This is a genomic window from Peptoniphilus sp. oral taxon 836 str. F0141 (assembly GCF_000179335.1).
GTDB lineage: Bacteria > Bacillota > Clostridia > Tissierellales > Peptoniphilaceae > Peptoniphilus_A > Peptoniphilus_A lacrimalis.
Genome location: NZ_AEAA01000114.1, coordinates 1 through 1,467 on the forward strand (window position 1 = coordinate 1; position 1,467 = coordinate 1,467).

Below are 1,467 nucleotides of genomic sequence, written 5' to 3' on the forward strand. Positions count from 1 at the left end.
ACTAAATTGAAACCTTGCGGTAAAACATAATTTAATGGATATTCTCCAGAATTCTTAGCATCCTTTAAATCAACATTTAAATTAAGTTCATCAGTTGTTAAATCTCTATCAGTTTGTCCGTTATATTTTAATATAATATCACTATCCAAAGAGATATTATAGGAAAATTTTGCATCAGTGTTTAACAAATTAATATTATCTTTTTTTATGACTAAATTTTTACCATTATTACCAAGCTGATTATCACCGTCTATAACCTTAAAAGTAAGTTTTGGATCAACAAGTGATATATTTTTGGTAGGATTAGACTTATTGTGTTAGAACCTTCTCTGATTTGATCTAAAGTTATTTCTTTAGATTCGATTTGATCTATACTATCAATTAAATCAGAATTACCAATTATGGTGACTGTTTCTGGCTCAACGAAAAATTTGTCTAAATTAACATTCTTTGGAATATCACCAACAATATTAAGCTTTATAGGTACTGACTTAGATTTTAAAATAGGTACTTCAACTTGAATTGTTGAGGGTTCAATAGTTAAATTATCAATTTCACTACCATCAGCATCAAATGCTTTCACATCAGCTTTCACATAATCAGTCTTTTTTAAATTTGCTACATTAACAATAGCTTCGACTTTTTCTATTTGACTGACATAAGTTGATGCTCCCGAAATAGTCACTCTCTCAGAATCTGCTATTTTACCTAAAGAATAATCATCAGCAGGTTTTCCTAAGGCTTTTATATTTGCATAAAAAGTTTGACTTGACCTTTTGTCAATTTTAAATGGAATAGTAGTTTGGTCAAATCTTTTAATTTTTACATCCGACTGAATAGAACTTACACTAATTGGAAGAGAAAATTCTCCATCCTTATAATCTTTTAAATCCACTTTAGCTGAAATAGAATCTTTTACATAAGGCATAGTGTTAGAATAAGCTTCCACAGTAACATTTATTTTTGTTTCTTTAGGAGAGATAATTATATATCCTCTATCCTTCAAATCATCCATACCTTCATAAGTTACCGGAACATTTCTTATAGTTTTAATTTCTAAGACATTAGATTCATTTCTAACATATGCCCAAAGAAGTATTGCAAAAAGCAAAGATAAAATTCTAAACATCCATTCTCTTCTGTTGTTACTTTTCATTACCTTCGCTCCATTTCCTTAACTTCTTTAATAAGGGACTTTCGTTTTCTAATTGTGGGCTATAGATTTCTAATAGCTTTGATTCCAGTGTATCTATATCCAAATACCTTGAAATAGCTCCATCTTCAGCTGTAGAAATTGAACCCGTTTCTTCAGAAACCATAATTGATAAACAGTCACTTTTTTCAGAAATACCAATGCCAGCTCTGTGTCTTGTACCTAATTCTTTAGAAATTGACTTATTATCGCTTAAAGGCAAAAAACAAGCAGCAGCCAAAATTATGCTTCCCTTAATAATAACGGCACCATCA

2 protein-coding genes and 1 pseudogene are annotated in these 1,467 nt (G+C 29.8%); all 3 read right to left on the reverse strand.

What is annotated here, in order from left to right:
* Positions 1 to 188 (reverse strand): annotated as a pseudogene (locus tag HMPREF9131_RS08725) (hypothetical protein); the annotation flags it as partial.
* 62 nt (positions 189 to 250) lie between these two features.
* Positions 251 to 1,156 carry a YbbR-like domain-containing protein gene (locus tag HMPREF9131_RS05935; protein ID WP_009345949.1) on the reverse strand — a complete coding sequence of 302 codons (906 nt, stop codon included), beginning with the start codon at positions 1,154 to 1,156 and terminating at the stop codon, positions 251 to 253.
* Positions 1,146 to 1,467: DNA integrity scanning protein DisA nucleotide-binding domain protein (locus tag HMPREF9131_RS05940; RefSeq protein WP_036744468.1), on the reverse strand; the 322-nt coding region annotated here is incomplete at its 5' end. The genes HMPREF9131_RS05935 and HMPREF9131_RS05940, both read right to left, overlap by 11 nt.

Bases quoted from the DNA above. Each gene is read 5' to 3' on its own strand.
- HMPREF9131_RS05935 (WP_009345949.1), bottom strand. From the start codon at position 1,156: ATGAAAAGTAACAACAGAAGAGAATGGATGTTTAGAATTTTATCTTTG.